This window comes from Oxalobacteraceae sp. CFBP 8761 (assembly GCA_014841595.1).
Lineage (GTDB): Bacteria > Pseudomonadota > Gammaproteobacteria > Burkholderiales > Burkholderiaceae_D > Telluria.
This window is the reverse complement of sequence record JACYUE010000002.1, coordinates 512,792-533,760: the sequence shown is the minus strand read 5'-3', so window position 1 is coordinate 533,760 and position 20,969 is coordinate 512,792. Positions and strand designations below refer to the sequence as shown.

Below are 20,969 nucleotides of genomic sequence, written 5' to 3'. Positions count from 1 at the left end.
AACAGCAATAATTATACAGCGACTTTTACCGTCGGAACTTTGACATATCGCTTTGATTTATCATTTGCCCTACGGTAATATTGAGTCATTGCACCGCATCATTCTCCACTTCTCATAGGAGATTTTGAACACGGACGCTACTGGTACCGCATTGTGTCTTGATGATATTTGGCGCGCCACACTCCGCAGTATTTAACAATTTCCGACCGGAAATCACTGAAAAACGCCATGCTTTTTGTGGTCGATTAGCAACATTAAATTTTCAAGGAAACGATGATGGCAACCGAACTTGCTGGCCTGATCCAGGCTGATCTGTCGCAATTGACCAACGACGCAAATCGTCTGGCAATTGCACCGGCTGCTGCCTCGTTTGCCGAACTCGGCGCACCGACGGGTAGCGCCGGGGCGTTTTCATTTACCCAGGCGATGCAGAGCGCCATCGCCGGCGTCGATGCCCAGGATCAGGCCGCGAGCGCCCGCGTGACAGCGGTTGAAACCGGCAAGAGCGATGACCTGGTCGGTGCCATGCTGGCCAGCCAGGAAGCCAGTCTCTCGTTCTCGATGCTGATGCAAGTACGCAACAAGGTCATGGGCGCAGTCGACGAACTGCTCAAGCTCCCGATCTGATCTACCTGACAAGCGACGCTCACGTGCTCTCCTCCCTCAAGTCCCCCTTCAGCGGCAAGCTCGCGCTGCCCGCGCTGCCACCACTGCTGCGCAACAATCTGCCGCTGATGCTGGGCCTGGCAGTGGCCGTCACCGCTGCCGTCATGATGTTCATGTGGCAGGATCAATCGAGCTACAAGCCGGTCTTCGGCGCGCGCGAGAAAGTCGTTGCCGCCGACATGATGACGGTGCTCGAAGCGGAACAGATTCCCTACCGCGTCCATCCGGACAGCGGCCAGGTGCTGGTGCCGTCGTCGCAGCTGGGCAAGGTGCGCATGCTGCTCGCGGCCAAGGGCGTCACCGCCCAGCTGCCGGCCGGCCTCGAACTGATGGACCGCAACGACCCGCTGGGCGTGTCGCAGTTCGTACAGGACGTGCGTTTCCGGCGCGGCCTCGAAGGCGAGCTGGCGCAAAGCATCCTGACGATGGATTCGATCGCCAGTGCCCGCGTGCACCTGGCCATCGCGAAGACCAGCTCGTTCGTGACCGGCAATACCGACGGCAACTCGGCGTCGGTCGTGGTCGCCGTCAAGCCGGGCCGCAGCCTGGGCAACGAACAGATCGCCGCGATCGTCAACATGGTCTCGGGCAGCGTGGCGGGCCTGTCGCCGCAGCGCGTCTCGCTGGTCGACCAGGCCGGCAACTACCTGTCTTCGCGCATCGACCTGGCCGACGGCTTCGATGGCGCCGCGCAGGGCGACACGGCCGCAAAACGCCACGCCGACGAGGTGCGCGCCAACGTCAACGACCTGCTCGCGCCGATCCTTGGCGTGGCCAACTACAAGGTCAGCGTGACGGCCGCCGTGGACAACGACCGCATCGAAGAAACCCAGGAAAAATACGGCGAAGCCCCGAAAGTCACGAGCGAAGCCATGCGCGAAGAAATGGAAAAAAGCCGCATGGCGATGGGCGTGCCGGGCACGCTGTCGAACCGGCCGCCGGCGCCGGCCGTCACGGACGCGGCGGGCGCCCCGCCTGCCGAAAAAACCGACGATGGCAGCGCGCGCAAGAACGCCACCACCCGCCAGTACGCCTACGACCGCGCGATCACGCAGATCAAGCGCGAGCGGGGCCGCCTGAAAAAACTGTCGGTGGCCGTGGTGCTCAACGCGAGCAGCGCCGCCGACGGCAAGGCCTGGACGCCGGCTGAACTGACGAATATCGAGAAAATCCTGGCCGGTGGCCTGGGCATCGACGCTGCACGGGGCGATGTGCTGGCCGTGTCGGCCATGAAGTTCCCGGCCGCCCCGGTGGAACAGGCCTGGTGGCAGCAACGCGACAACATCGTCGACATGGCGAGCTGGGCCTTGTGGGCCGTCGGCGCGCTGCTGGCCTACTTCCTGCTAGCCCGGCCGCTGCTGCGCGCCGCCACCACGCGCCTGGCGCCATCGCCAGCCACGCCGGCCATCCCGGCCACACCGGCATTGCCGAGCGCCACTGCCGCGGCGCCGCTCACCGCGCTGCCTGGCAGCGTGGCGGCGCTCGAAGCGCCCGCGCAGGGCAGCCCGGGCGCCGTCATTCCCCTGCTCGAGAACTACGACTTGCCGCCATCCGGCTCGCCGGTCGACGTCATGGTCGATCACCTGAGAGTGCTGGCGGCCAAGGAGCCGGAGCGCGTTGCTGAAGTCGTCAAACAATGGGTACAGAAAAAACATGGCCGAACTGAATAACATCGAAGACAGCGACCTCGAGGCCGGCTTGACCCCGGTCGAGCAGGCGGCCATCGTGCTGCTGTCGATCGGCGAAGAACAGGCTGCGGCCGTGCTGCGTTGTCTCGAGCGCGACGAACTGATGGAACTGACCCAGGTCATGTCGCGCATGAGCGGCATCAAGGTCGACACCGTCAAATCGGCGCTGCAGACGTTCTTCGACGATTACCGCCAGCAAAGCGGCCTGCATGGCGCCTCGCGCAGCTACCTGAAGCGCTCGCTGGACCTGGCGCTGGGCAGCGACATCGCCAACAGCGTGCTCAATTCGATCTATGGCGATGCGATCCGCCCGAAAATGGCGCGCCTGCAGTACGCGTCGCCGAAGTGGCTGGCCGAATTCGTCTCGAGCGAGCATGTGCAGATGCAGGCCGTGTTCCTGGCCTTTTTGCCGCCTGCGCTGGCCTCGCAGATCCTCGAAGCGCTGCCGGTGGAAGGCCGTGAACTGGTACTGCTGAACATGGCGCGCCTGGACGAGATCAACCGCGACGTGCTGCACGAGCTCGAAGAGCTGGTGGGTCGCTGCCTGGCCGCGCTCGATACGCAAAGCGCCAGCGTCGAAGGCGTGCGTCAGGTCGCCGACATCCTCAACCGCCTGCAGGACAACCGCGCCGGCATGGTCGAACTGCTGCGCGCCCACGATCCCGAAGTCGTCTCGCAGATCGAGATGTCGATGTACGACTTCTTCATCCTGTCGCGCCAGACCGAACCGGTCATCTCGCGCCTGCTCGACGACGTGCCGCTGGAGCAGTGGGCGATCGCGCTGAAAGGCGCCGAAGCGCCGCTGCGCGACACCATCCTGGCCGCGATGCCGCGCCGCCAGGCACAAAGCTTCGAAGACCTGATGCGCCGCTCGGGCCCGGTGCCGATGTCGCGCATCGAGCAGACCCGCCGCGAAATCATGACCACGGTCAAGGAGCTGGCCGACGCTGGCGAGATCGACATCCAGCTGTTTGCCGAAGCGACCGCCGAATGAAACCGTTTCGCACTTACCACTTTCCGCCGCTGCACCAGTTCAGCGCGGCGCGCCCTGCCGGCGCGTCCGCCGGGGCGGCCGGTGGCAATGCCGCCGACGAGTGGCAAAGCGCGCTGGCCGACGGTTATCGCCAGGGCCAGCGTGACGGCTACGAGGCGGGGCTGGACCAGGGTCGCGCCGACGGCATTGCCGCAGGCAAGATCGAAGGCCTCGAACGGGGCATCGACGAAGGCCGCGCGATGGCGCTCGAGAGCTTCGAACAGCTGGCCAAACCGGTCGATGCGATGCTCAAGAGCCTCAAGAAACTCAAGACCGACCTGCGCACCGCGCAGCGCACCGAAGTGGTCGAGCTGGTAGGCAAGATCGCGCGCCAGGTGATCCGCGCCGAGCTGGCGCTGCAACCGGTGCAGCTGCTCTCGCTGGTCGAGGAAGCGCTGACCGTGATGCCGCCGTCGCGCGACCAGGTCGAAGTGTTCATGAATCCGGAAGAACTGCGCCGCGTGCTGGAGCTCGATCCGAAGCGCGCCAAGAAATGGACGATCCTGCCCGACCCGGCGCTCGAAGCCGGCGAATGCCGCGTGCGTTCGGGCGACCATGAAGTCGATGCCGGTTGCCAGGGGCGCCTCGCGGCCGTGATGGAACAGGTCCAGAACCAGTTGCTCGGTGAAGGGGAACGGGCATGACGGGGTTGGCGCACTCACTGGCCCATTCGCTGGCCGACTCGCTGCGCGCCGTCGAACTCGGCGCGGTGCCGGTGGCCACGCCCACCGGGCGCCTGGTCGGCGCCCAGGGACTGCTGCTGGAAGCGAGCGGCTGCCGCCTGCACACGGGCCAGCGCTGCCGCATCGAAACGGTCGATGGCGAGTGGCTCGATGCGCAGGTGGTCGGCTTTCGCGACAAGGTCTCGTACCTGATGCCGTTCAAGAAGGCGACCGGCCTGGCCACCGGCGCGCGCGTGCTGCCGGCGGCGGACAAGGCCGAGCTGATGATCGGCCCGAGCTGGATGGGCCGCATGGTCAACGGCCTGGGCGAGCCGATCGATGGCCTGGGCCGCCTGGGTGGCGACCAGCCGCTCGCCCCTGCCCCGCCGCGCGTGAATCCGCTGAAGAAAACCCCGGTGGACGAGCCGCTCGACGTCGGCGTGCGCGCCATCAACGCCATGCTCACCATCGGCAAGGGCCAGCGCGTTGGCCTGATGGCCGGTTCCGGCGTCGGCAAATCGGTGCTGCTGGGATTGATTACGCGCCAGACCGTGGCCGATGTGATCGTGGTCGGCCTGATCGGCGAGCGCAATCGCGAGGTGCGCGAATTCGTCGAGCGCTCGCTCGGGCCAGAAGGCCTGAAACGCGCCGTTCTCGTGGTCGCGCCGGCCGACGACAGCCCGTTGATGCGGGTCATGGCGACCGAGCTGTGCCATGCGGTGGCGGCGCATTTTCGCGACCGCGGCCAGAACGTGCTGCTGCTGTGCGATTCGCTGACGCGCTACGCGATGGCGCTGCGCGAAGTGGCGCTGTCGCTGGGCGAGCCGCCGGCCACGCGCGGCTATCCGCCATCGGTGTTTTCGAACATGCCGCAACTGGTCGAATCGGCCGGCAATGGCGAAAACCCGCAAGGCAGCATGAGCGCCATCTACACCGTGCTGGCCGAGGGCGACGACCAGCAGGATCCGGTGGTCGACTCGGCGCGCGCGATCCTCGATGGTCACATCGTGCTCACGCGCGAACTGGCCGAGCGCGGCCACTACCCGGCGATCGACATTGCGCAATCGATCTCGCGCTGCATGGCGCAGGTGGTCACGCCGGAGCACACGCTGGCCGCCCGCAAGCTCAAGGCGGCCCTGGCGCGCCATGCGCGCGTGCGCGACCTGATTCCGCTGGGCGCGTACGTGCCGGGCGCCGACCCGGAGACCGACCGCGCCGTAGCGCTGCAACCGCATATCGAGACGTTCCTGTGCCAGGGCACGCGCGAAGGCGCGCCCATCGACCATTGCATCGACGCCCTGAAAGCGATCATGGCATGACACGTTCGACGACCATCCGCAGCCTGGGCACCCTGGTGCAACTGCGTTCGACCCAGGTCGAACGGCTGGAAGCCGATCTGGCGAGCCAGGAAGCCACCCGGGTGCGCTACCAGAACAATCTGCAACGCCTGACGGCGCTGACACACGGCAGCGGCGCATCGGGCGCGGCGCTGCAGATCAATCCTGCGATGGCGCTGAACTGCGGCGCCTACAAGCAGGGCGTGATGGCGCTGGCCGACAGCCACCGGGTCGACCTGTCGCTGCACCAGGCGAACATGGCGGTGTCGCAGGACCGGCTCAGGGATGCCTGGGTCGGACGCGAACTGCTGGGCAAGGTACTGGCGCGCGAACAGAGTGCGCAGGCCGCCGGGCAGGAGCGCGCCACCCGCAAGCGCGAAGACGATATCGCCACCCAATCCTGGCTGGCCGGGCGGGCCTGAGCCCAACCCGAACGCACACGCAACCACAAGGAACCCATCCCATGGCAACGGCAATCACCTCACCGGTCTACGATCCCGTCCCGACCGCGACGAATCTGGCGGACAAGTACGTCGCGCCGCGCCAGCAGATCCTGACGACGCAGCTGGCCGCCGCCACGGCCGCCGAGCGCGGTCTGACCGAGATGAATTCGGCGTTGCTGGCGTTTCAGACCAGCCTGGCGGCGCTCACGGGCGCAAACAAGAAGGTGTTCGCCCAGTCCGCCGTGTTTGGCGACACCACGATCGGCAGCGCCACGGCCAGCAGCAAGGCCGCCGCCGGCACGTATGCGTTCTTCGTCAAGCAGATCGCCACGGCCAGCCAGGTCTCGCTCACGGGCCTGACCGACAGCACCGGCGTGGCGGGCACGCTCAAACTGAACATGGGCGGGGCCCTCGCCTTCGACGTCGACATGGCCGCGGCCAACACCGACGGCGGCGCGCTGAGCACGCGCGAACTGGCCGCCGCCATCAATGGCGCAGCCGGCAACGGGGGCAAGGTCACGGCCTCGATCGTCACCACCGGCGGTACGGCGGAGCTGGTGCTCACCGCCCGGGATACCGGCCTGAACTCGGCCATCACGCTCGATACGAGCGGCATCACCGGTACGTCCAGCCTGGTTGACGCCAATGCCGATCCGGCGCGGCGCCGGGTGCTGGTCGAGGCCCAGGATGCCGAAATCCGCGTCGGCGCCGAGAACGGCACCGCGATCACGCAGGCCAGCAACACGTTCACCGCCGTCGATGGCGTCAGCATGACGTTCACCCGAGCCCAGACGACCGGCGCGGCGCCCGTCACGCTGACCGTGTCGGCCGACACCAAGACCACCACGGCCAACGTGCAGGCGTTCGTCGACGCCTACAACAAGCTCAAGACCACGCTGAGCAAGCTGACCGCCAGCGGCGATGCTGCCAAGGGCGTGGCCGGGGGCGCGTTCGCGCATGACAGTGGCGTGCGCGCGCTGGGCGACCGGCTCGGGTCGCTGCTGCGGCCCGCCAGTGGCGATTCGCTCGCGGCCTACGGCATCATTTCCACCCGCAGCGGCACGCTCGAACTGGATGCGGCGCGCCTGACCAGCCAGCTGGCCGTCAATCCGACCGGCCTGGACGCGCTGATCGGCGCGCCAAGTTCATCGGCCCCGACCGGCATCGCCGGTGCGCTCGACACCTACCTGAAAACCTGGAGCAGCAGCGTCGACGGCCAGATCAGGCAGCGCCGTGAACAGACCACCACCCAGCAATCGCGCCTGAGCGACCGCCAGGCTTCGCTCGACGGGCAGCATGAAGCCGCCTACCAGCGCTACCTGCGCCAATTCACGCAGCTGCAGACGATGCAGTCCGTGATGAACAACAACGTATCCCTGTTCGATGCCCTGTTCAGCAACGACAAATAACCACAGCTGGATTCCCACCATGTCCTATCAAGAAGCCTACGGCAGTTACCACGCAGTGAACCTCGACGCGCAGACCACGCGCGCCTCGCCGGTCGACCTGGTGCTGCTGCTCACCGACGGCCTGCTCGACGAACTGGCGCGCGCCCGCGCGCACATCGTCGCCCGCCGCTACGAACAGAAGGCAAACAGCATCAACAAGTGCGTCGAGATCATCAATGGCCTGGCCAGCTCGCTCGACTTCGACGGCGGCGGCGACACGGTCGCCAACCTGGCACGCATCTACGATTTCTGCGCGGGCCGCCTGCACACGGCCGGCATCAAGCTCGACCCGGACATGGTCGATGAAGTCACCCGCATCCTGTCGACCATTCGCCAGGGCTGGAAAGGCGTCCAGGAACGCAATGGATAGGTCACTCGTCATCGGCCGCCTGGGCGCAGAGCTCGACGCCGCCGTCAGCGGCGCCGACTGGGATGGCCTCGAGCGGGCCGTGGGCGACCTGGCGCGCCAGTTGCAGGCACTGGCCGTCAAGGGCCCGTGGAGCGCCGCCGAGCGTGCGGCCCTGCGGCAACTGCAGGCAGCGCACGAGCGCGCCGCCCATGCGGGCGCCGCTGCTGCTGCCGGCCTGCAGGCGCGCATGGACGAGATGCGCGACAACAAGGAAGGCTGGATGGCCTATGCCCTCGCGGGCGCAACCGAACCTGGTGAGATTGTGCAATGAACCTTGCGATGAACAGCGCCATGAATACTGCGACGCGCGCGGCCGGCAGCGTGGCCGGCAATCCCGCGCCGGCAACGGCGCCCGATACGCTGGCGCCGCCTGCCGGCGCAGCCGGGGCTGACACGCCGGCCCAGGCGCCTGCGACGCCGCCAGCGGCGGCCATGCCCTTCGGTCACTGGATCGCACGGGAGCAAGCGTTGCCCGAGACCGCCGCTGCGCCGCAGGGCGATACCGTGACAGCGCCGGACGCCGACGCCGGCGACGCCAAGGCAGCGCCCGAAGAAGAGCACGCGCCTGACGTCCTGCTGGCCGCGATGGCGCCGCTGGTGGCGCCGGCCGCACTGCCAGCGATGATGCTGGCGATGCAGGGTGCGAAGCCCGGCGTTGCCGGTGATGGCGCTGCTGCGCCCTCCGATGATGGCGTGGGCCAGGCGGGCGGTGCACGCGCCACACTGGCAGCGGCCAATGTGCTGACCGCCGCAGCGCCGCCGATCCTGCCATCTGCCGTGCAGGCCGCGGGCATGCCGGCAGCAGCAACCGGGCCTGGCCCGGGCGACGCCCAGCCGGTGACGGCGCAGTCGAACGCCATGCCTGCCGCCGCGCCGGTGTCGGGTGAGGCCGCGGCCGAGGCCAGCGCCGAGGTCGCCAGCGTCACGACGGCGCCGGGCGTGAGCGCCGCCACGCCGCCGGCGGGCGCGCGCGGCGCCGACAGCATCGTGCTGGCCGGCCCGCCGACCGCATGGCGCCAGAACCTGCACGAAGCGCTGGGCGAGCGCCTGCAGCTCCAGCTTGGCCGCAACATCGACCAGGCCACGATCCGCCTCGAGCCGCCGATGCTCGGCCGCATCAACATCGCCATTCGCCACAGCGGTGGCAACCTGGAGATCCATATCGCCGCCTCCAACAGCGACGTCTTGCGCCAGCTGAACGCCGTCAGCGACAGCCTGCGCAGCGACCTCGCGGGGCGCCAGTACAACAGTGTCTCGGTCAACGTCAGCGACGTGCCGCGCATGCAGGCCAGCGCCCAGACCGGCGGCCAGACGCCGGGCCAGGGCCAGGCCGATGCCCAGGGTCGTTCGCGCCAGGAACAGGAACAGGCGCGCACCCCTGGCCGCGCGCTGCACGACGAAACCGCTGCCGGCGCCACGCTTTTCTCGATGAACTGACACGACCCCCATGAAATCAAAACTGATCATCGCCATTGCCGCAGTCGCCGTCCTGGCGGCCGCCGCCGCCGGTGGCGCCATGTGGTACACGAGCACGACCGCAGGCGCCGCCGTGGCCGCCAAGCCGGCGCCCGAGACCAAGCTGACCAAGTACGTCACGCTGGACAAGGTCATCGTCATGCTGCGCCGCGCGCCGGCCGAGCAGGCCACCCATTACCTGTCGGTCGACCTGGTGCTGGCCACCACGGCAGCGGACGAAAAGGCCACCAAGGAACAGTTGCCGCTGCTGCGCAGCATCGTGGTGTCCGCCCTGTCGGCCCGCACGATGACCGAAGCGTCCGCCATGACGGTGGACCAGTACGCGGCCGAGCTGAACAAGGTCTTCAACGCCAACTATGCGAAGGAAAACCACATCAAGCCGTTTTCCGAAGTCATGGTCGGCAAGCTGATCATCGAGTGATACGCAGCCTGATCCCGGAGACGCCGTGGCCTACATGACCGATTACGTCGATGCCGCCGCCAGCGAATATGGCGACGTGGTGGCCAGCGCGGGCTTGTCGCCGCAGGACGAGTCGCGTCACCTGGTGGCGTATGCGCCGCTGGTCAAGCGCATCGTGCGCCAGCTCGGCAGCCAGGTCTCGGGCGCGCTGGGGCGCGAGGACATGGAACAGATCGGCCTGATGGGCCTGCTGGAAGCGCTGCGTCGCTATGGCACGCCGGACACCGGGTTTTCAAGCTACGCCGCGCTGCGCGTGCGCGGTGCAATCCTGGACGAATTGCGGCGCCAGGACTGGCGCCCGCGCGCCGTGCGCCAGGACAGCCACCGTCAGCGCGACGCCCTGCGCGCACTCACCCGCAGCCTGGGCCGCGAGCCGACCGAACAGGAAGCGGCAGGCGCACTGGGCCTGAGTCCGGATGAATATCAACAGTATCTGCTGGCCGAAAGCGCCGAAGAAATGCTCAGCTTCGACGAGATCCTGCAGGAAGCGGTCGGCGCCGCGCAGCACACGCCCGGCCCGGAAGACGCCTACATGGTGCGGCGCGGCCTGGAACAGGCGCTGGCCAGGCTGAACGACAAGGAACAGCACGTGATCCAGATGATCTACGAGTTCGAACTGAGTTACAAGGAAATCGCCGCCGTGCTCGACCTGTCCGACGCGCGCGTCTGCCAGCTCAACAAGAGCGCGCTGGCAAAAATGAAGACCGCGCTCCGGCGCGACTGAACCGACACCACAGAAACCGCCAGAAAGGCACCACGTCATGCAGCAATTACTCGGTATCGCCATCGTGCTTGGCGCCGTCTTCGGGGGCTTTACCCTGATGGGCGGCACCTTTACCTCGATCTTCCACCCGATCGAGCTGTTGATCATCGGCGGCGCCGCGCTGGGCGCGCTGGTGCTCGGCAACCCGAGGCACGTCCTGGCCGAACTGGGCCACCAGCTCAAGAAGGTGGCGGCGCGCAAGAAGCACGACTCGGAATTCCAGCGCCAGCTGCTGCTCCTGATGTACGAGCTGCTGCAGACTGCCGCCGGTGGCCTGAAGGCACTCGACGCGCACGTCGAGGCGCCCGCCGAAAGTCCGCTGTTCCAGCGCTATCCGGCGATCCTGGACGAAACCAAGCTGCTGGCATTCATCGTCGATAACTTCCGCCTGATGGCAATGGGCAAGATCAACGCGCACGAGCTCGAAGGCGTGCTCGAACAGGAACTCGAAGCCATCCACGAAGAGCTGACGCAACCGGCCAAGTCGCTGCAGAAGATCGCCGAGGCGATGCCGGGCTTCGGCATCCTGGCGGCCGTGCTGGGCATCGTGATGGCGATGTACTCGGTCTCGGGCGGCGCCGATTCGGGCGAGATCGCCGAAAAGATCGGCGCGGCCATGGTCGGTACGTTCATCGGCATCTTCGCCTGCTACGGCGTGCTCGAGCCGCTGGCCAACCTGATGAAACAGCGGGTCAACTCGGACGCCTCGACGATGGAAACCGTCAAGGTCGTGCTGTGCACCCACGTGGCCGGCAAGCCTGCCCTGCTGGCGATCGACGCCGGGCGTCGCCTGATCCAGCTGAATACCAAGCCCAGCTTTGCCCAGCTCGAACAGTGGATCAATGCGATGGGCGGCGAAGACGAATCGCAGAACAAGCGCCGGCGCGCCGCCGACCGCATGACGGGGTAACACGTGTCGAAAACGAACGACAAGCACGAATCGACCATCGTCAAGCGCGGTGGCGGCAAGCACCAGCATGACGAGCATGGCGGCGCCTGGAAAGTCGCGTTCGCCGACTTCTGCCTGGCGCTGATGGCCCTGTTCCTGGTGCTGTGGCTGATCGCGTCGCGCGAGCAGCAGAATCTGAAAGCCATCATCAGCGAAGCAACCGAGAGCGGCATGCTCGAAGGCCAGGGCCAGAAGCCGGCCATCGCCAGCGAACCCAGCGGCAGCCTGATCGAACGCTTCCCGGTACCGCACACCGGCAATGGCGGCCCCGGCAATCCTGGCAGCGGGGGCGATGCGAACGCACCGAAGGTCGGCTATGAAACGCAGGCCGACCTGTCCGCGCTGTCCAAAGCACTCACCGAGCTGTCGGCCGAAGCAGGCCTGGCGCCGAACCTGGCCACCGTGGTCACGCCCTACGGCTTGCGCGTGATGCTGCACGATACCGACAAGCAGGGCATGTTCATGCGCGGCAGCGCGCTGCCGACCGGGCGCTTTGCGCGCCTGTTGCAAAAAATGGGGCCGCTGTTCGCGCAGATGCGCAACCAGATGCTGATCGTCGGCCATACCGACGCCAGCCGCTACGCCGGCATGGACCGCGGCGCCTATTCGAACTGGGCGCTGTCGACCGACCGCGCGCTGTCGGCGCGGGCCCAGCTGCTCACCGGCGGCATGCGCACCGACACCGTGCTGCAGGTGGTGGGCATGGCCGACCGCGGCCCGCTGCATCCCGAACAGCCGCTCGACGGCAAGAACCGCCGCATCGAACTCTTGATTTTGACGGGCGCGCAGTCGCGCGCGGTGGCCGGCATGTTCGGCGCACCGGCCACCGGCGCACCCGCAGCCAGGACACTGGTCGGCAACGCCGGTACGGGCGCGACCGTCAGCCTGCCCGACGCGGTGGCACTGGACACACTGCGCGGCCAGCTGCCGACATCGCCATGACCATCAACACCAAATCACGAGGTAATCGCATGAAAATCTCCGGCACATCGTCGTCCGCCATCACCACCGTGACGCCTGGCGCCGGTGCGGTCTCGGTACCGGTCCAGACCGAAGCACCGGCAGCACCGGCCGCCGCCTTGCAGTCGGCAGTGCTGCAGCCGGCCGCCGATGCGCTCAGCGCCATGCCGGACTTCGACGCCGTGCGCGTGGCCGAGCTGCGCGAAGCGCTCGCACGCGGCGAGCTGCCGTTCGATGCGGGGCGCCTGGCCGGCCTGATTCAAAAATTTCACACGGGACGCTGAGCATGGCCACCCTCACCCGCACCCAGGCCAACACGCTGCTTGCCGATGGCGTCACGCAGGATGTCAAGGAAGCAGCCAACATCCTGATGCTGCTCGAACGCCAGTTCGACGCCGCCGTGCGCCACCGCAGCGCCGAACTGAGCGCGCTGGCCGATGAACTCACCCCGCTGCTCGACGCCATGGAAGCGCGCCGCCAGCAGCGCGTGAATCTCGTGCGCGCACTGCTGGGTCCGCAGGGAACGATGGCGCAGTACAGCGCGACGCTGGCGCCCGCGCCGCGCGCCGCCTTCGAGGCGGCCTGGCAGGCGCTGGAGCAGACGGTGCGCGCCTGCAAGGAGGCGACGCTGCGCAACGGCCAGTTGCTGGCCGAACAGCACGGCATCATGCAGCGCGTGCTGCACGGCGAGGAGCAGTTGTATGCGCCACGTTGACATGTCGACCCGCGCGACCGCGCCAACCGCCGCAACGAGCGCAGCGAACGCAACGCGCCCGACCGCCGCACCCGGCGGCAGCGCGAGGTTTGGCAGCCTGCTGAACGATGTCGCCAGTGAAGTGGCCGCCTACATCCAGCATGGCGACCCGGCTGGCGGCGCTGCCAGCGCACTGAGCGCCGAAGGTGCGCTGCTGCGCGCGCGCGCCACCGGCCTGATCATGGATGGCACCGAGGGCGCTGACGGCGCTGATGGCGTCCCCGCGCCAAACGCCGTCGCCAGGCCGCCCCAGCAGCAGGCATTCCTGGACAGCATCGCGCCTTGGGCACGCCAGGCGGCACAGCAGCTCGGCGTGGCGCCGGAACTGGTGCAGGCCCACGCAGCCCTTGAATCGGGCTGGGGCCAGCGGCCGCTGCGCGCCCCCGGCGGCGCGAGCAGCCACAACCTATTCGGCATCAAGGCCGGGCCGCGCTGGAATGGCGCAACGGGCGACTCGACCACCACCGAATACGTGAACGGCGCGGCGCTGACGACCCGTGAGCGCTTTCGCGCCTATCCGGATGCGGCCAGTGCATTCCAGGATTACGCACGCGTGTTGCTGGACAACCCGCGCTACCGCGGCGCGCTCAATACGGGCAACGATGCGCAGGCGTTTGCGCAGGGACTGGCGCGTGGCGGTTACGCTACCGACCCCGACTACGCGTCGAAGCTGGCGCGCATCGCCGGCAAGCTGCAGGGGACGGCTGAATGATGCCCGGCTTGACCCGTCATTCGCCCCACGGCAAGTCAGGCGGCTGGACCGCGCCGGCGCCGACCACGCGCATGCGCACGACCTGGCCGCTGGCGCTGTTCTTGACCCGGACCACGGCGCCGCGCGCGCCGGCGTCGAGCGCCTCGCCGGCCATGCTCACTTCGATGCCATCCTGGCGCGCCACCATCACGACACCGTCGCCGCGCTTGACCACGACCGGTGCGGCCAGGCTGCCCGCGCGCAGCACATCGCCTGCGCGCAGGCTGCGCCGGCTCGACTGGCCGACGACATTGGCCAGCACGCCGACCGGATCGGCAATATTGGTGATGTCGCGCCGCTCGAGTGCGACATCGGACCCGCCCAGCACCGTATTGGCTGACAACGGCGCGCTGGCCACGGCCACCATGGCCGACACCCGCGCCCGCACGATGAATTCATGGCGCCAGCCGCTGCCATCCGGGCAACGCGCGACAAAGCGCATGCGCGCCGGCTGGCGCGTGTCGACGGCCTCGATGGCGGGCGCCACGCTGCACGCTGGTGCCGGCCGGCTGCTAACCACGGTCAGGTCGAACTCGGGTTCGGACAAGCCGCTGGCGGCCGCCACTTTTTCGAGCTCATCACGTGCAATTTTTTGTATCTGCACAGAAATAGTTTGCGCTGACCATGCTGTGGTGCACAACACACACGCTACAATTATCAGTATTGCCTTAGGGAAACTCATAGGTGGACAATATTGGTCAGGCGGAAACAGTCATTTTAACCAATCCCACTGCACTTCACGGAGAATCGCCATGTCGATCAATTTCAAGCAGGCGCTGGGCGTGCACGCCGACGCGCTGCAGCTGCGCGCTGAACGCACCCGCGTTCTGGCCGCCAACATCGCCAACGAAAGCACGCCGGGCTACACCGCCCGCGACATCGATTTCGCCAGTGCATTGCAGGACCAGCGCGATGCCGACGACGGCATGCCGACCCTGTCGGCCGACGGCCCGCTGTACCGCGTCCCGTACCAGGCCAGCGCCGACGGCAACACCGTCGAAATCGGCGTCGAGCAGGCAGCGTTTTCACAGAACGCGTCCGACTTCCAGACCAGCCTTACCTTCATCAACATGAAGCTGCGCGGTCTGAACAAAGTCATTTCCGGTCAATAAGACCAACCAGGAGCATCCCATGGGATTCAAGGATATTTCACAGATTGCCGGCTCGGCCATGGCGGCACAGACCGTGCGCATGAACACGATCGCCAGCAACCTGGCCAACGCAAACGCAGTCGCGGGCACCGAAGCCGATGCCTACCGCGCGCGCAAGCCCGTGTTCGCCGCGATGGTGGGCGACGCCGGTACTGCCAGCGTGCAAGTGCTCGACGTGGTCGAGTCGAGCGCGCCGCTGCGCCGCATGCACGAACCGGACAATCCGCTGGCCGACGCCGACGGCATGGTGTTCTACGCGAACGTCAACGAAGTGGCCGAAATGGCCGACATGATGGCCGCCTCGCGCGCCTTCGAGACCAATGTCGAGGTCATGGGCCGCATCAAGTCGATGCAGCAGTCGCTGATCCGCATGGGAGAGAGCTGATCATGGTCACCACCACGTCGAATGCCTTCGGCCTGAATGGCAACACGAACGGCAACGCGAACAGCAACGCCGTCGCCCCGGCGGCCAGCCCCGTCAGCGCCAACAAGGACATGTTCACCAAGCTGCTGGTCGCGCAGATCCGCAACCAGGATCCGCTGGCGCCATCGGATCCGGCCGCGTTCGTCAACCAGCTGTCGCAGCTGTCGCAGACCGAAGCGCTGGAAAACATGACCCAGACCACCGCTGCCAGCGCCACCATGCTGCAAAGCCTGCAGGTGCTGGCGATGGGCGGCCAGGTCGGCAACCAGGTCTCGGTCGAGACGGGCCGCGTGCAGCTGGGCGAAACCCCGCTGCAGGGCAGCGTCCAGCTGGGCGGGGCCAGCAGCCTGACCCACCTGGTGCTCACCGGCGCCACCGGGACACAGACACGGATCGAGTTGCCGCCGCATGCCGCGGGCGCGCAGCATTTCACGATCGACCCGGCCAAACTCGGCCTGCCAGCCGGCAAATACAGCATCGCCGCCGAAGCGGCCGACGGCACCCAGCCAGCAGTGGAAATCGACGGCCGCCTGAACAGCGTGCGGCTGTCGTCGACCGGCGGCATCGTCATGCAGGTGGCCGGCATTGGCGACGTCGAGCCGGGCTGGATCACGGGTTTCAACGGCAAGACCACCGGCGCCGATGCGCCCGTCACGTTCAATTAAAAGGATCAGCCATGAGCTTCAATATCGCCCTGTCGGGCATCCAGGCCATCAACGAACAGCTCACGACGCTGTCGAACAATATCGCCAACGCCGGTACCTACGGCTTCAAGAGCAGCCGCGCCAACTTCGCCTCGGTGTATGCCGGCGACCAGGCCAATGGCGTGCAGGTGCAGTCGCTGACCCAGAACATCAGCCAGAACGGCAGCCTGTCGAGCACCGGGCGCGGCATGGACGCCGCGATCCAGGGCCGCGGCTTCTTCACCAGCCGCGATGCTCAGGGCGTCGTGTCGTATTCGCGTGTGGGCATCTTCTCGACCAACGCCGATGGCTTGCTGGTCGATTCGACTGGCAAGAAGGTCCAGGGCTACGGCCCGAGCGTGGGCGGCGTGCTTGGCACGATGGGCGACATCGCCATCCCGACCGGCCAGATCCCGGCCGTGGCCACCACCAAGGTCAGCTACGCCGGCAATATGTCGGGCGACTGGAAAGTCCCGGCCACCGCCTTCAGCCCAACCGACGCCAATACCTACAATATGGTCAAGCAGTCGGTGGTCTACGACTCGCTCGGCACCCAGCACACCGTATCGCAGTACTTCGTCAAGACCGATGCCGACACCGTGACCGTGCACTACAGCCTCGATGGCGCGGCACCGGCCGGCGCCGGCTTTGCCATGAACTTCGGCACCAATGGCCAGATCCTGCCGGCGACGACGAGCGGCACGGCCCTGACCATCCCCGGCGCCGCAACGGGCGCGGCCGACATGACGTTCAGCTTCGACTATACGGGCACGTCCAGGTTTGCCGGCGAAGCAACCAACACCACCAACCGCGCCGACGGCTATGCCTCGGGCACCTTTGTCGGCGTCGAGCTGGCCGAGAACGGTTCGATCGTGGCCAAGTACAGCAACGAGCAGCAGCAGGTGGTCGGCACGATCGCCATTGCCACCTTCCCCGACGAAGGCAGCCTGGTGTCGGTCAGCGATACCGCCTGGATCGCGAATGCCAATTCAGGCGCGCCGCTGTACACGACGCCGGGCGTGGGCCTGGGCGGCAAGCTGTCCAAGGGCGTGCTGGAAGGCTCGAACGTCGACATCACGTCGGAACTGGTCGGCCTGATGACGTCGCAGCGCAATTATCAGGCGAACTCGAAGGTCATCACCGCCGAGAACCAGATGATGCAGTCGCTGATGCAGGCCCTGTAAGTGCCACGCCATGGATAAGCTCATCTTTACCGCCGTCAGCGGCGCCGAACGCACGCTGCGCGCGCAGCAGGTACGGGCCAACAACCTGGCCAATGCCGACACGCCGGGCTTTCGCGCCAATATCGAACTGGCGTCGGTGCAGTCGCTGGGGGGCTACGGCTACGACAGCGTGCACCAGTCGCGCTCGGAAGCCGACACGATTTCCACCCGCACCGGCACCGTGCGCGAGACCGGCCGTCCACTGGACGTGGCCGTCGCCGGCAACGGCTACCTGGCGGTCGAATGGGCTGGCGGCGAAGCCTATACCCGCAGCGGCGCCATTGCCATCGACGCCAATGGCGCGCTGTCGGTCGCCGGCCGCCCGTTGCTGGGCGAAGGCGGCGCGATCGTGCTGCCGCCGCACACGGCGGTCGACATCGCCAACGACGGCACGATCTCGGTGATGCCCGAAGGCGGCACCGTCACCCAGGTCGTCGACCGGCTGCGGCTGGTGAGCGCCGAAGGCGCCGAACTGACCAAGAACGAAGCCGGCCTGATCGTGCCGCGTGGCGGCGAGCCGCTCGCGGCCGACCAGAACGTCAGCGTGCGCAGCCGCGTGCTCGAAGGCAGCAACGTCTCGGCGGTGGAAGAAATGGTCGCCGTGATGGCCCTGAACCGCAGCTTCGAGATGCAGATGAAGATGTTCAAGGCCAGCGACAGCATGAACGAATCGGGCAACCGACTGCTCGGCGCCTGACGCCGGCACAACCTAACAGGGAGCAACCATGAATCCAGCAATGTGGATCAGCAAGACCGGTGTACAGGCGCAAGACGCCAAGCTGCAGGCCATCGCCAACAACCTGGCCAACGTCAACACCGTCGGCTTCAAGCGCGATCGCGTCGTGTTCGAAGACCTGTTCTACCAGGTCGATGCGCAACCGGGCGCCCAGAATGCCGACAACACCGTCAGCAATGGCGTGCAGCTCGGTAACGGCGTGCGCGTGGTCGGCACCCAGAAAGCCTTCACCAACGGCAGTCTGCAGCAGACCAGCCAGCCGCTTGACGTCGCGATCTCCGGCGCCGGCTTCCTGCAGGTGCGCCGCCCGAACGGCGAACCGGCCTACACCCGCGCCGGCCAGTTGCAGGTCGACGCCAACGGCACGCTGACCAATGCCCAGGGCTTGCCGATCGTGCCGCAGATCACGATTCCACAGAACGCCGCCGGCGTGACCATCGGCGAGAACGGCGTCGTCTCGGTGACGATCGCCGGCCAGCCGGCGCCGCAGGAAATCGGCCAGCTGAACCTGACCGCCTTCATCAATCCGACGGGCCTCCTGGCACTGGGCGACAACCTGTTCCAGGAAACCGCCGCCAGCGGCGCGGCCAATGAAGGCCGCCCGGGCGACGCCGCATTCGGCAAGCTCAAGCAAGGCTCGCTGGAAGGCTCGAACGTGCAGGTCGTCGAAGAGATGGTCGACATGATCGCGGCCCAGCGCACCTATGAGATGAACACCAAGGTGCTGTCGGCAGCCGACAATATGCTGCAGACCCTGGCAGCGGCGGCACGCTGATGCGCGCAATTGTCACCGCCCTTGCCGGCGCCCTGTGCGGGCTGGTGCTGGCCGGCTGCTCGTCGCCGATGCCGGCCCTGGCCGACGACGACGCCATGCCGCTGCAGCGTCCGGTGCGCGCCGGCCTCTCGGGCGGCGTGTTCACCGCCGATACGGTCTCGCTCACATCCGACAGCCGCGCCTACCGCGTGGGCGACGCCGTCACCGTGATCCTCCAAGAGACCACGCAGGCCAGCAAGCGCGCCGGCACCAGCATCTCGAAGGGGTCGTCGGTCGGCATCGCGCCGCTGGCTGCGCTCGGCAAGGTCTACGGCAAGACCGGGATCGACATCTCGGCCGACCGCGATTTCGAGGGTGACGCCACCAGCACCCAGCAAAATGCGCTGTCCGGCGCGCTGACCGTGATCGTGCAGGAAGTGCTGCCCAATGGCCTGCTGCGCGTGGCCGGCGAAAAAAACCTGATGCTGAACCAGGGCGAAGAATTCGTGCGCCTGAAAGGCTTTGTGCGCGCCGCCGACATCGATACCGACAACCGCGTCTCGTCGCTGCGCGTGGCCAATGCCCGCATCGCCTATTCCGCCCGCGGCGCGCTGGCCGAGGCCAACACGCCGGGCTGGCTGACGCGCTTTTTCAACAGCCCCCTGATGCCGTTCTGAGGATCTCCATGATTTCGCGCCGTTTTGCGCCATTGCTGTTTGCCGCGTTCTGCGCGAGCGCCCTGCTGCCCATCCACCCCGCCCACGCCGCCCAGGCCCTGCGCAATCTCGTCAGTGTCGAAGGCGTGCGCGACAATCCGCTGGTCGGCTATGGCCTCGTCGTGGGCCTGAACGGCAGCGGCGACTCGACCCAGGTGAAATACGCGAGCCAGTCGGTCGTCAACATGCTCAAGCAGTTCGGCGTGCGCCTGCCCGAGGGCGAAGACGCCAAGAACAAGAACGTCGCGGCCGTGATGGTCTCGGCCACCTTCCCGCCCGGCTACCGCCGTGGCCAGACGATCGACGTAACCGTTTCGTCGCTGGGCGACTCAAAAAGCCTGCGCGGCGGCACGCTGCTGCTGACGCAACTGCGCGCGGCCGACAACGAAGTCTATGCACTGGCCCAGGGCAATGTCGTGGTCGGCGGCCTGAACGCCACCGGCCGCAGCGGTTCGTCGGTCACCGTGAATACCCCGACCGCCGGCCGCGTGCCCAACGGCGCCCAGATCGAGCGTGAGATCGCCAGCGACTTCGCCACCCGGCCGCAAATCACGCTGCGCCTGCGCCAGCCGCATTTCGAGACGGCGACCAATGTCGTCGATGCGATCAACAAGCGCTACGGTCCGGTGGCCACCACGCAGGACGGCACCAGCGTGGACGTCATCGCGCCAAGCAACCCGACCGAGCGCGTGGCGTTCATGGCGCGCCTGACGGCATTGACCGTCGAATCGGGCGTCGAGGTGCCACGCGTCGTGTTCAATTCGCGCACCGGCACCGTCGTCATCGCCGACGGCCTGCGCGTGAAAGCCGCCGCCGTCACGCACGGCTCGCTCAAGGTGATCATTTCGGAGAGTTCGCGTGTCAGCCAGCCGGGCCCGCTCAGCAACGGCCAGACCGCCGTGACGCCCGAATCGAAGCTGTCGGTCGATCAGGGTTCGGGCCAGATGTTCCGCTGGCCGCCAGGCGCGCGCCTGCAGACGATCATCGACACCGTCAACAGCCTGGGCGCCTCGCCCGACGACATCATGGCGATCCTGCAGGCCCTCGACCAGGCCGGCGCGATCGAAGGCGAACTGGTGGTGATCTGATGCGCATCGACGAACTTCGCAATACGAGCCTGGCGACCAACACCGAGAATGCGGTCGCTCCCGCTGCCGAGCCGCAGGCCGATCCGGCCTACGTCGCCAAGGCCACCAAGGCTGCGGTGGAATTCGAGCGCTTCTTCATCGGCCACATGCTGCGCACGATGCGCGCCTCGACCCGCGAGATGGCCAGCGAGGACAGCGTGTTCAACAACCGCGTCAACCAAGACATGCAGGACATGGCCGACGATCTGCTGGCAGGCAATATGGCCGGCCAGCGCGCGTTCGGCATTGCCGATGCGATCCTGCGCCAGCTGGTGCCGGGCGCTGGCGGCGGCAAGACCTGACCGTCTGCACCGGCAACGCCAATCTGCAGTAAAGCTTAACAAGCGGCAAGGATT

The 20,969-nt window shown here is 67.0% G+C and carries 27 protein-coding genes; 26 read left to right on the top strand and 1 reads right to left on the bottom strand.

The window, feature by feature from the left end; genetic code table 11:
- Positions 1–276: 276 nt before the first annotated feature.
- The 17 genes from IFU00_14735 to IFU00_14655 all read left to right on the top strand — a co-directional run bounded on the left by IFU00_14735 (position 277) and on the right by IFU00_14655 (position 13,760).
- Positions 277–627, top strand: coding sequence for a flagellar hook-basal body complex protein FliE (locus IFU00_14735; GenBank protein ID MBD8543538.1), 351 nt, complete (start codon positions 277–279; stop codon positions 625–627).
- A 107-nt stretch (positions 628–734) separates the two neighbouring features.
- Positions 735–2,336, top strand: a complete 1,602-nt coding sequence (fliF, locus tag IFU00_14730; protein MBD8543537.1) for a flagellar M-ring protein FliF — start codon at positions 735–737, stop codon at positions 2,334–2,336.
- Entirely contained in the window at positions 2,320–3,348 is a 1,029-nt protein-coding gene (fliG, locus tag IFU00_14725; protein ID MBD8543536.1) for a flagellar motor switch protein FliG, read from the top strand. Before fliF ends, fliG begins: the two co-directional genes overlap by 17 nt.
- The gene (locus IFU00_14720; GenBank protein ID MBD8543535.1) at positions 3,345–4,031 is read left to right on the top strand and encodes a flagellar assembly protein H; all 687 of its coding nucleotides are present in this window, start codon (positions 3,345–3,347) and stop codon (positions 4,029–4,031) included. Before fliG ends, IFU00_14720 begins: the two co-directional genes overlap by 4 nt.
- Entirely contained in the window at positions 4,028–5,368 is a 1,341-nt protein-coding gene (fliI, locus tag IFU00_14715; protein MBD8543534.1) for a flagellar protein export ATPase FliI, read from the top strand. The genes IFU00_14720 and fliI overlap by 4 nt, the downstream gene beginning before the upstream one ends.
- The gene (locus IFU00_14710) at positions 5,365–5,808 is read left to right on the top strand and encodes a flagellar export protein FliJ (protein MBD8543533.1); all 444 of its coding nucleotides are present in this window, start codon (positions 5,365–5,367) and stop codon (positions 5,806–5,808) included. The genes fliI and IFU00_14710 overlap by 4 nt, the downstream gene beginning before the upstream one ends.
- A 41-nt stretch (positions 5,809–5,849) precedes the next feature.
- Positions 5,850–7,238 carry a flagellar filament capping protein FliD gene (gene fliD, locus IFU00_14705; GenBank protein ID MBD8543532.1) on the top strand — a complete coding sequence of 463 codons (1,389 nt, stop codon included), beginning with the start codon at positions 5,850–5,852 and terminating at the stop codon, positions 7,236–7,238.
- Positions 7,239–7,257: 19 nt separating this feature from the next.
- The gene (gene fliS, locus IFU00_14700) at positions 7,258–7,647 is read left to right on the top strand and encodes a flagellar export chaperone FliS (protein MBD8543531.1); all 390 of its coding nucleotides are present in this window, start codon (positions 7,258–7,260) and stop codon (positions 7,645–7,647) included.
- Positions 7,640–7,957, top strand: coding sequence for a hypothetical protein (locus tag IFU00_14695; GenBank protein MBD8543530.1), 318 nt, complete (start codon positions 7,640–7,642; stop codon positions 7,955–7,957). Before fliS ends, IFU00_14695 begins: the two co-directional genes overlap by 8 nt.
- A gap of 20 nt (positions 7,958–7,977) precedes the next feature.
- Positions 7,978–9,123: a flagellar hook-length control protein FliK gene (locus tag IFU00_14690; GenBank protein ID MBD8543529.1), complete on the top strand. Its 1,146-nt coding sequence runs from the start codon at positions 7,978–7,980 to the stop codon at positions 9,121–9,123.
- A 10-nt stretch (positions 9,124–9,133) separates the two neighbouring features.
- Complete coding sequence (locus IFU00_14685) at positions 9,134–9,583, top strand: flagellar basal body-associated FliL family protein (protein MBD8543528.1); 450 nt, start codon at positions 9,134–9,136, stop codon at positions 9,581–9,583.
- A 34-nt stretch (positions 9,584–9,617) separates the two neighbouring features.
- Positions 9,618–10,346, top strand: coding sequence for a FliA/WhiG family RNA polymerase sigma factor (locus IFU00_14680; GenBank protein ID MBD8543527.1), 729 nt, complete (start codon positions 9,618–9,620; stop codon positions 10,344–10,346).
- Positions 10,347–10,383: 37 nt separating this feature from the next.
- Positions 10,384–11,295 (top strand): flagellar motor stator protein MotA, encoded by a 912-nt coding sequence (gene motA, locus IFU00_14675; GenBank protein MBD8543526.1) that lies wholly within the window; start codon positions 10,384–10,386, stop codon positions 11,293–11,295.
- 3 nt (positions 11,296–11,298) lie between these two features.
- Positions 11,299–12,276, top strand: a complete 978-nt coding sequence (locus IFU00_14670) for an OmpA family protein (protein ID MBD8543525.1) — start codon at positions 11,299–11,301, stop codon at positions 12,274–12,276.
- 29 nt (positions 12,277–12,305) lie between these two features.
- Positions 12,306–12,578: a flagellar biosynthesis anti-sigma factor FlgM gene (gene flgM / locus IFU00_14665; protein MBD8543524.1), complete on the top strand. Its 273-nt coding sequence runs from the start codon at positions 12,306–12,308 to the stop codon at positions 12,576–12,578.
- Between the two features lie 2 nt (positions 12,579–12,580).
- A complete protein-coding gene (gene flgN, locus IFU00_14660; GenBank protein MBD8543523.1) occupies positions 12,581–13,009 on the top strand; it encodes a flagellar export chaperone FlgN in 429 nt (142 codons plus the stop codon).
- Complete coding sequence (locus tag IFU00_14655; protein ID MBD8543522.1) at positions 12,996–13,760, top strand: glucosaminidase domain-containing protein; 765 nt, start codon at positions 12,996–12,998, stop codon at positions 13,758–13,760. The genes flgN and IFU00_14655 overlap by 14 nt, the downstream gene beginning before the upstream one ends.
- Before the next feature lie 16 nt (positions 13,761–13,776).
- On the opposite strand, the gene flgA is transcribed toward IFU00_14655, so the two are convergent.
- Positions 13,777–14,481 carry a flagellar basal body P-ring formation protein FlgA gene (flgA, locus tag IFU00_14650; protein ID MBD8543521.1) on the bottom strand — a complete coding sequence of 235 codons (705 nt, stop codon included), beginning with the start codon at positions 14,479–14,481 and terminating at the stop codon, positions 13,777–13,779.
- 70 nt (positions 14,482–14,551) lie between these two features.
- Between flgA and flgB the strand changes: the two genes are divergently transcribed.
- The 9 genes from flgB to IFU00_14605 are packed head-to-tail and all read left to right on the top strand — an operon-like array spanning position 14,552 to position 20,915.
- Complete coding sequence (gene flgB, locus IFU00_14645) at positions 14,552–14,911, top strand: flagellar basal body rod protein FlgB (GenBank protein MBD8543520.1); 360 nt, start codon at positions 14,552–14,554, stop codon at positions 14,909–14,911.
- A gap of 19 nt (positions 14,912–14,930) precedes the next feature.
- Positions 14,931–15,335 (top strand): flagellar basal body rod protein FlgC, encoded by a 405-nt coding sequence (gene flgC, locus IFU00_14640; GenBank protein ID MBD8543519.1) that lies wholly within the window; start codon positions 14,931–14,933, stop codon positions 15,333–15,335.
- A 2-nt stretch (positions 15,336–15,337) separates the two neighbouring features.
- Positions 15,338–16,039, top strand: coding sequence for a flagellar basal body rod modification protein (locus tag IFU00_14635; GenBank protein ID MBD8543518.1), 702 nt, complete (start codon positions 15,338–15,340; stop codon positions 16,037–16,039).
- Between the two features lie 11 nt (positions 16,040–16,050).
- Entirely contained in the window at positions 16,051–17,241 is a 1,191-nt protein-coding gene (locus IFU00_14630) for a flagellar hook-basal body complex protein (protein ID MBD8543517.1), read from the top strand.
- Between the two features lie 10 nt (positions 17,242–17,251).
- On the top strand, positions 17,252–17,977 hold the full coding sequence (flgF, locus tag IFU00_14625; protein ID MBD8543516.1) for a flagellar basal body rod protein FlgF: 726 nt from the start codon (positions 17,252–17,254) through the stop codon (positions 17,975–17,977).
- A gap of 28 nt (positions 17,978–18,005) precedes the next feature.
- Positions 18,006–18,791, top strand: a complete 786-nt coding sequence (flgG, locus tag IFU00_14620) for a flagellar basal-body rod protein FlgG (GenBank protein MBD8543515.1) — start codon at positions 18,006–18,008, stop codon at positions 18,789–18,791.
- Complete coding sequence (gene flgH / locus IFU00_14615; GenBank protein MBD8543514.1) at positions 18,791–19,447, top strand: flagellar basal body L-ring protein FlgH; 657 nt, start codon at positions 18,791–18,793, stop codon at positions 19,445–19,447. Before flgG ends, flgH begins: the two co-directional genes overlap by 1 nt.
- A gap of 32 nt (positions 19,448–19,479) precedes the next feature.
- Complete coding sequence (locus tag IFU00_14610; protein ID MBD8543513.1) at positions 19,480–20,574, top strand: flagellar basal body P-ring protein FlgI; 1,095 nt, start codon at positions 19,480–19,482, stop codon at positions 20,572–20,574.
- A complete protein-coding gene (locus tag IFU00_14605) occupies positions 20,574–20,915 on the top strand; it encodes a rod-binding protein (protein MBD8543512.1) in 342 nt (113 codons plus the stop codon). Before IFU00_14610 ends, IFU00_14605 begins: the two co-directional genes overlap by 1 nt.
- Positions 20,916–20,969: the final 54 nt, after the last annotated feature.